At 75.2% G+C, this 7,458-nt stretch carries 7 protein-coding genes, 1 pseudogene and 1 riboswitch; of the genes and pseudogenes, 5 read left to right on the forward strand and 3 right to left on the reverse strand.

Annotated elements, in window-relative coordinates:
• The 3 genes and pseudogenes from AB0K09_RS26625 to AB0K09_RS26635 all read right to left on the reverse strand — a co-directional run.
• Positions 1–198: pseudogene (locus tag AB0K09_RS26625) on the reverse strand (hypothetical protein); the annotation flags it as partial.
• Between the two features lie 97 nt (positions 199–295).
• Positions 296–1,420: an alpha/beta hydrolase gene (locus tag AB0K09_RS26630; RefSeq protein WP_366067932.1), complete on the reverse strand. Its 1,125-nt coding sequence runs from the start codon at positions 1,418–1,420 to the stop codon at positions 296–298.
• Between the two features lie 64 nt (positions 1,421–1,484).
• A complete protein-coding gene (locus AB0K09_RS26635; protein WP_366067933.1) occupies positions 1,485–2,147 on the reverse strand; it encodes a class II aldolase/adducin family protein in 663 nt (220 codons plus the stop codon).
• Between the two features lie 112 nt (positions 2,148–2,259).
• Here AB0K09_RS26635 and AB0K09_RS26640 point away from each other — a divergent pair, with 112 nt between their 5' ends.
• The 5 genes from AB0K09_RS26640 to AB0K09_RS26660 form a co-directional block, all read left to right on the forward strand.
• Positions 2,260–3,465, forward strand: a complete 1,206-nt coding sequence (locus AB0K09_RS26640; RefSeq protein ID WP_366067934.1) for an inorganic phosphate transporter — start codon at positions 2,260–2,262, stop codon at positions 3,463–3,465.
• A 9-nt stretch (positions 3,466–3,474) separates the two neighbouring features.
• On the forward strand, positions 3,475–3,690 hold the full coding sequence (locus tag AB0K09_RS26645) for a hypothetical protein (RefSeq protein WP_366067935.1): 216 nt from the start codon (positions 3,475–3,477) through the stop codon (positions 3,688–3,690).
• 155 nt (positions 3,691–3,845) lie between these two features.
• Positions 3,846–3,977, forward strand: a riboswitch (cobalamin riboswitch).
• A 54-nt stretch (positions 3,978–4,031) separates the two neighbouring features.
• Positions 4,032–5,027 carry a cobalamin biosynthesis protein gene (locus AB0K09_RS26650; RefSeq protein WP_366067936.1) on the forward strand — a complete coding sequence of 332 codons (996 nt, stop codon included), beginning with the start codon at positions 4,032–4,034 and terminating at the stop codon, positions 5,025–5,027.
• A gap of 29 nt (positions 5,028–5,056) precedes the next feature.
• Positions 5,057–6,595, forward strand: a complete 1,539-nt coding sequence (locus AB0K09_RS26655; protein WP_366067938.1) for a cobyric acid synthase — start codon at positions 5,057–5,059, stop codon at positions 6,593–6,595.
• The coding region (locus AB0K09_RS26660) for an AAA family ATPase (protein ID WP_366067937.1) at positions 6,595–7,458 on the forward strand (864 nt) is incomplete at its 3' end. The genes AB0K09_RS26655 and AB0K09_RS26660, both read left to right, overlap by 1 nt.

The raw sequence follows: 7,458 nt of genomic DNA on the forward strand, positions 1-7,458 counted from the left end.
GGCCGCCCAGCGGGCGAGCCGTACCGCGCCGGCGAGACCGCCTCTGGCCTGCCGGGCCAGTTCGGACCGGGCCGGTGTGCCGGCGGGCGGGCGGGGGGCGGGCCGGGAGCCGCGATTCGCCACGGCCCGGCGGGCGGCGGCGATCGGCTGGCGGGGAACGAGTCTGAGCCGGGAGTCGCGCGGAGTACGGGACGTCACAGGAGCAGTCTTGCCGTTCACGCTCCGAAAACCCAATCGGAATCAACTATCCGGTCGTTCGCGGACATCCCGGTGCCACGCGGTGTCGCCCCCTGCGTCACATCAGCGGCGTCAGGAAACGCCGGAGCCCTTCCTCGTAGGCCGCGGGGTTGGCGTTCCAGGCCCCGGCGTGGCCGGCGCCGCGCACCGGGCGCAGGGTGATGAGGTCGGGCCGTCGCTCGGCGAAGTCGCGGGAGAGCGCGAGCGGCGCGACGGGATCGTCGGTGCCGTGGGCGATGAGCACGGGTATCTCCAGCCGTTGCACGGCACCGGCGGCGAGGCTGCCGTCGGGGCTGAGGCCGGTGCGGCCCTCGGTCGCCCGGACCGCGAACGGCATCAGGGCGGCGGGGGCGCGGCGGTGGGCGAGGGCCCGCAGGGCGCACTGCCAGTCGAGCAGCGGGGAGTCCAGGACGAGGCCGCTGACGCGGTCGGCCAGTGGGGAGTTCACGGCGGTGAGCAGCGCCATGGTGGCCCCGGTGGACCAGCCGTGCAGCACGACCCGCCGGGCGCCGTGGCGCACGGCGTGACGGACGGCGGCATCCAGATCCCGCCACTCGGTCGCGCCGAAGTGGCCGATTCCGTGCGGTGCCGGGGGCGCTCCGGGGTCGCCGCGATGGGCGGGGGCGAGCACCGGGAAGCGCATGCGGCGCAGGAACGGCATGAGGACCATGGCGTGCTCGCGGGTGGTGCCCAGCCCGTGCGCGGCGATCACCCAGGTGTCGCGGTCGCCGGAGAGGAACCAGGCGGGCAGCTCGCCGGTCTCGCCCGCCACCGTCACCTCGGCGTAGGAGAGGCCGAGTGCCTCCTCCGGGTCGCCGCTGTGGACCTGCGGCGTCAGCCAGACGTGATCGCCGGGCCGCGGGGCGCCGCGCGTGACGCGCTCCAGGTGCCGTACGACGCAGTCGTGCGGGTGGGAGACGTCCGGGACGACGGGCCCGACCACGGCGCGCAGGCCGCGCCCGGCGAGTCCGTAGGTGCCGGGCCGGAGCGCGGCCGGGGTGCGGGTGAGGGTGACCGTGGCGGCGTCGGCCTCGTGGACGGCGATCCGTGGCTCGCCGGGCAGCGGCTGGTCGGGCGGGACCTTCAGCGCGGCATCGCCGGCGTAGCGCCCGGCCGCCACCATGGCCGCTCCGGCGCCTATGACGGATGCGGCGGTCACGGCCGCCGCGGTGCGCACGCCCATTCACCCCAGTGTGCGGGCGGGCGGGCCGCCCGGCCAGTGGGCGGGGCGGCGGCCGGCGCGTGCGTCAGCCGCGCTGGCCGTAACCGCGCAGCTTGCCGGCCACCTCGTCGAGTTGCTCGAGGCTGAGCAGGGCCGGGGTGCGGCCGGGGACGGCGGTGGCGGTGAGCCAGACCCTGCACATCCACTCCAGCTGGGCGGTGCGGTCGTACGCCTGGTCGAGGGTGGCGCCGTAGGTGAGGGTGCCGTGGTTGCGCAGGAGGCAGCCGGTGCGGCCCTCGAGGGCGGTGAGGATGTGCCGGGCGAGCTCGTCGGTGCCGTAGAGGGCGTACGGGGCGACGCGGACCGGGCCGCCGAGGGCGGCGGCCATGTAGTGGATCAGCGGCATCTCGGTGACCAGGGTGGAGACGGCCGTGGCGTGCACGGCGTGGGTGTGCACGATCGCGGCTGCGTCGGTGGCCCGGTAGACGGCGAGGTGCATGGGCAACTCGCTGGTGGGGAGCAGTGCGCCGAACAGCCGGCGGCCGTCGAGGCCGACGCCGACGGCGTCCCCGGGCCCGAGCCGGTCGTAGGGCACGCCGGTGGGTGTGACGAGGACCACGTCCCCGATCCGGGCGGAGACGTTCCCGGAGGTGCCCACCACCAGGCCCTCGGCCGTGGTGCGCCGGGCCGTGGCCACGACTTTTGCCCATGCCCGGCGTATCTCGTCGCGCTCGGCCAGATCCGTCATCGTTGTCCGCCTCCGGTGGGTGTCATGGCGCCGCCCGACCCAGTTCACCTTCCGTTCACCCGGAGTCCCTACGGTCGCCGCGTACTGACCACCGAACTGATTGCCTGGGTGAATGGAACACATCACGCTTCTCATCGGGATCGTGATCGTCACGGCCTTGGTGTTCGACTTTACGAACGGCTTCCACGACACGGCCAACGCCATGGCCACCACCATCTCCACCGGCGCTCTCAAGCCGAAGACCGCCGTCGCGATGTCGGCGGCACTCAACCTCGTCGGCGCGTTCCTGTCCGTGGAGGTCGCCAAGACGATCTCCGGCGGCATCATCGACGAGAAGGCCGGGGTCAGACCCGAGATCATCTTCGCCGGACTGGTCGGGGCGATCGTCTGGAACCTGCTGACGTGGCTGGCGGGCCTGCCCTCCAGCTCCTCGCACGCCCTCTTCGGCGGTCTGATCGGCGCCACCCTGGTTTCGGTGGGTACGCACGGCGTGCACGGTGACGCGATCGTCATGAAGGTCCTCATCCCGGCGGTGTGCGCCCCGATCGTGGCCGGCATCGCCTCCACGGCCGCGACCCGGCTCACCTACCGCCTCTCCCGCGGCCGCGACGAGCAGGACACCGCGAAGGGCTACCGCGCCGGCCAGATCGCCTCGGCCGCCCTGGTCTCCCTCGCGCACGGCACCAACGACGCGCAGAAGACGATGGGCGTCATCACCCTCGCGCTGGTCACCGGTGGCGTCATCGCCCCGCACTCCGACCCGCCGCTGTGGGTCGTCGTCTCGGCCGGCCTGGCCATCGCGCTCGGCACGTACCTGGGCGGCTGGCGCATCATCCAGACGCTCGGCAAGGGCCTCACCGACATCCGCCCGGCGCAGGGCTTCGCCGCCCAGACCGGTGCCGCCACGGTGATCCTCGCCTCCTCGCACATCGGCTTCGCGCTCTCCACCACCCAGGTCTGCTCCGGCTCGGTCATGGGCGCCGGCCTCGGCCGCAAGGGCGGCGTGGTGCGCTGGTCCACGGCCGGCCGCATGGTCCTCGCCTGGGGCCTGACCCTCCCGGCCGCCGGTCTCGTCGCCGGCGCGGCCGCCCTCCTCGCCGACCAGGGCGACTGGGGCGTCGCCGCGGTGGCCGTCCTCGCCCTCGCCGCGAGCGGCGCGATCTGGGCGGCCTCGCGCCGCAAGCCGGTCACGCACGACAACGTCACCGACGCCCCCGCCGCCCCCGCCGCGGAGCCGGCCGGTGTCGTCACCGCCGCCCTCAAGGCCGTCGCCCCGCCGCCGGCGGGCCCGCTGGCCACGTCCGAGACCGCAGCCTAGGAAGCGACCATGCACATCAACTGGATGGCCCTCGGCCAGGTCTTCGGCGTCAGCGTCCTGGTCACCGTCGCCCTGGTGGGTGTCTTCACCCTCGGCATCGTCGGCACGTCCCGCCCCGCCGGGCAGGCGGGCAGCGGCGCGGCCCTGGCCCGCACGGGTGCCTACCTCTGCTACGCGCTGTGCGCGGCGGCCGTGGGGTACGGGATCTATCTGATCGTGGGCTGACCACGCCTCTTCGCGGCCGTCACGGCCGCTGCGCGCCGGACGGACCGAGCGGACATCCGCTCGGCCCGTCCGGCGTTCCGGGCTCCCGGGCCCCTGGGGAGAGTTGACCTTGGCTCCGGCTCGTGGTGGACTGCCGAACGCCAAACGGCGACAGCAGAGGAAGCCGGTGCGAGTCCGGCGCGGTCCCGCCACTGTCACCGGGGAGCGCACCCCCGTCATGAGGGCCACGGCCGTACGAAGGCGGCTGGAAGGCCGGGGGCGACGCGGATCCGGGAGCCAGGAGACTCTGGTCGCCGGTCACGTCGATCCAGGGCGCGGACCCTGAGTGAGGACACATCGCCATGCCCGGCCGCACCGCGGTCTACGCGTCCGGCGCGGCGCTCGGCTTTCTCGGCGACCTGGTGCTCGGCGATCCCCGCCGCGGTCACCCGGTCGCCGCGTTCGGCCGTGCCGCGCAGGCCGTCGAGGACCGGCTGTGGCGCGACCACCGAGGTCGCGGAACCCTGCACACCCTGCTCTGCGCGGGCGGCGCCACCGCCGCCGCCGCGCTGCTCACCCGCGCCGTACGCGGCTCCCGTACGGCCGAGACCGCGCTGACCGCGGCCGCCGTCTGGGCCGTGCTGGGCGGCACCTCGCTGGGCCGCGAGGCACGGGCCGTCGGCGGGGCGCTCGCCGCCGGGGACCTGGACGTGGCCCGGGAGCGGCTGCCGCACCTGTGCGGGCGCGACCCGCAGGCCCTGGACCACCAGCAGATCGCCCGCGCCGTGGTGGAGTCCGTGGCCGAGAACACCTCCGACGCCGTCGTCGGCGCGCTGGTCTGGGGCGCCCTCGCGGGGGTGCCCGGGCTGGTCGGCTTCCGCGCGGTCAACACGCTCGACGCGATGGTGGGTCACAAGTCGCCCCGCCACCTGCGGTTCGGCTGGGCCTCGGCCCGGCTCGACGACGCCGTCGGCTGGCCCGGCGCGCGGCTGACCGCCGCCCTCACCGTGCTCGCCGGCCCGGACCGGCGCGGCGCCTGGCGGATCGCCCGGCGGGACGCCTCCCGGCACCCGAGCCCCAACGCCGGCCCGGTGGAGGCGGCCTTCGCCGGGGCCCTGGGCGTGCGGCTCGGCGGCACCCTCGCCTACTCCGGCCGCGTCGAGCACCGGCCCGTGCTGGGCGAGGAGAACCGCCCGGTCGAGGTGCGCGACATCGAGCGCGCGGTGCGGCTCTCGCGCCGGGTCGCGGTCCTGGCCCTGGGCGCCTCCGTCGCCTGCCGGTACGCCGTCTCCCGCACCCGCGCGCTGGGCAGGCTCTCGAAGGCGCAACCGACGGTGTCCACGAGGAGGAACCGGTGACGACGGACGGGCGCGGGCCGGGCGGCCCGCTGGGCGGGGGCCTGCTGGTGGCCGGGACCACCTCCGACGCGGGCAAGAGCGTGGTGACCGCGGGCATCTGCCGCTGGCTGGCCCGCAAGGGCGTAAAGGTGGCGCCCTTCAAGGCGCAGAACATGTCGCTCAACTCCTATGTCACGCGCGAGGGCGCGGAGATAGGCCGGGCGCAGGCCATGCAGGCCGCGGCGGCCGGCGTGGAGCCGACGGCGCTGATGAACCCGGTGCTGCTCAAGCCCGGCGGCGACCGCAGCAGCCAGGTCGTGCTGATGGGCAAGCCGGTCGGCGAGCTCAGCGCCCGTGGCTACCACGCGGGCCGGCAGGAGCAGTTGTTCGGCACGGTCACCGAGTGCCTGGCCGAGCTGCGGCGCACGCACGACGCGGTGATCTGCGAGGGCGCCGGCAGCCCGGCCGAGATCAATCTGCGGCGCAGCGACATCGTCAACATGGGCCTCGCACGGGCCGCGCGACTGCCGGTCGTGGTGGTCGGCGACATCGACCGGGGCGGCGTCTTCGCCTCCTTCTTCGGCACGACCGCGCTGTTGTCCCGCGAGGACCAGGAGCTGGTAGCGGGTTACCTCGTCAACAAGTTCCGCGGCGATGTCACGCTGCTGGAGCCCGGCCTGGACATGCTGCGCGAGCTGACCGGCCGTCCGACGGTGGGCGTGCTGCCGTTCGCGCACGGGCTCGGCATCGACGAGGAGGACGGGCTGCGCGTGTCGCTGCGCGGCGCCGTCCGCGAGTCGGTGGTCGCGCCGCCGTACGGCGGCGACGTGCTGCGCGTGGCCGTCTGCGCGGTGCCGCTGATGTCCAACTTCACGGACGTGGACGCGCTGGCGGCCGAACCGGGCGTCGTGGTGCGGTTCGTGGACCGGCCCGAGGAGCTGGCCGACGCCGACCTCGTCGTGGTGCCGGGCACGCGCGGCACGGTGCGGGCGCTGGCGTGGCTGCGCGAGCGGGGGCTGGCGGACGCGCTGGCCCGCCGGGCCGCCGAGGGCCGGCCGGTGCTGGGCATCTGCGGCGGCTTCCAGGTGCTGGGCGAGCGCATCGACGACGAGGTGGAGTCCCGGGCCGGCACGGTCGAGGGGCTCGGCCTGCTGCCCGTACGGGTGCGGTTCGCCGCCGAGAAGACCCTGACCCGGCCGTCCGGCAAGGCACTGGGCGAGACCGTGGAGGGCTACGAGATCCACCACGGCGTCGCCGAGGTACTGGGCGGCGACGAGCCGTTCCTCGACGGCTGCCGGGTGGGCGCCGTATGGGGCACCCACTGGCACGGCTCGCTGGAGAGCGACGGCTTCCGGCGGGCGTTCCTGCGCGAGGTGGCGCGGGCGGCCGGGCGGGCGTTCGTGCCGGCCCCGGACACGTCGTTCGCGGCACTGCGCGAGGAACAGCTGGACCGGCTCGGTGATCTGATCGAGCAGCACGCCGACACGGACGCGCTGCTGCGGCTCATCGAGGGCGGCGTGCCGGCCGGCGCGCCCTTCATACCGCCGGGGGCGCCGCGCCCGCGCCCGCTCGAAGGGAGTACCACCTGATGGCTTCGGCCACCTATCCGTTCACCGCCGTCGTCGGCATGGACAGTCTGCGACTGGCGCTGCTGCTCAACGCAGTCTCCCCCGCCGTGGGCGGCGTGCTCGTGCGCGGCGAGAAGGGCACCGCCAAGACGACGACGGTCCGGGCGCTCTCGGCGCTGCTGCCCGAGGTCCGGACGGTCGCCGGCTGCCGGTTCTCCTGCGACCCGGCGGCCCCGGACGCCGCCTGCCCGGACGGCCCGCACGAGCCCGGGCCGGGCGACGTGCGGCCCGCCCGGATGGTCGAGCTGCCCGTCGGCGCGTCCGAGGACCGGCTGATCGGCTCGCTCGACATCGAGAAGGCGCTGGCGGAGGGCGTGAAGGCCTTCGAGCCCGGCCTGCTCGCGGCCGCCCACCGCGGTGTCCTCTACGTCGACGAGGTCAACCTGCTCGGCGACCACCTCGTCGACGCCCTCCTGGACGCGGCGGCCACCGGCTCGTCCTCCGTGGAACGCGAGGGCGTCTCCGTCCGGCACGCCTCCCGTTTCCTGCTCGTCGGCACCATGAACCCCGAGGAGGGCGAGCTGCGCCCGCAGCTGCTGGACCGCTTCGGGCTGACCGTGGAGGTCGCGGCCTCCCGCGACACCGACGAGCGCGTCGAGGTCGTGCGCCGCCGTCTCGCCTTCGACGAGGACCCGGCCGGCTTCGCCGCCAAGTGGGCCGCCGAGGAGGAGGCGATGCGCGAACGCATCGCCGCCGCGCGCGCCCTGCTGCCGGAGGTACGGCTCGGCGACGGCGCCCTGCGCCGGATCGCGGCGGTGTGCGCGGGCTTCGAGGTGGACGGCATGCGGGCCGACATCGTCACCGCGCGCGCCGCGAGCGCGCTG

This window comes from Streptomyces sp. NPDC049577, from assembly GCF_040675635.1.
Taxonomy (GTDB): Bacteria; Actinomycetota; Actinomycetes; order Streptomycetales; family Streptomycetaceae; genus Streptomyces.

Coding starts and splice junctions, on each gene's coding strand:
- AB0K09_RS26635 (WP_366067933.1), bottom strand. CDS start 2,147: ATGACGGATCTGGCCGAGCGCGACGAGATACGCCGGGCATGGGCAAAA.
- AB0K09_RS26645 (WP_366067935.1), top strand. CDS start 3,475: ATGCACATCAACTGGATGGCCCTCGGCCAGGTCTTCGGCGTCAGCGTC.
- AB0K09_RS26650 (WP_366067936.1), top strand. CDS start 4,032: ATGCCCGGCCGCACCGCGGTCTACGCGTCCGGCGCGGCGCTCGGCTTT.
- AB0K09_RS26630 (WP_366067932.1), bottom strand. CDS start 1,420: ATGGGCGTGCGCACCGCGGCGGCCGTGACCGCCGCATCCGTCATAGGC.
- AB0K09_RS26640 (WP_366067934.1), top strand. CDS start 2,260: ATGGAACACATCACGCTTCTCATCGGGATCGTGATCGTCACGGCCTTG.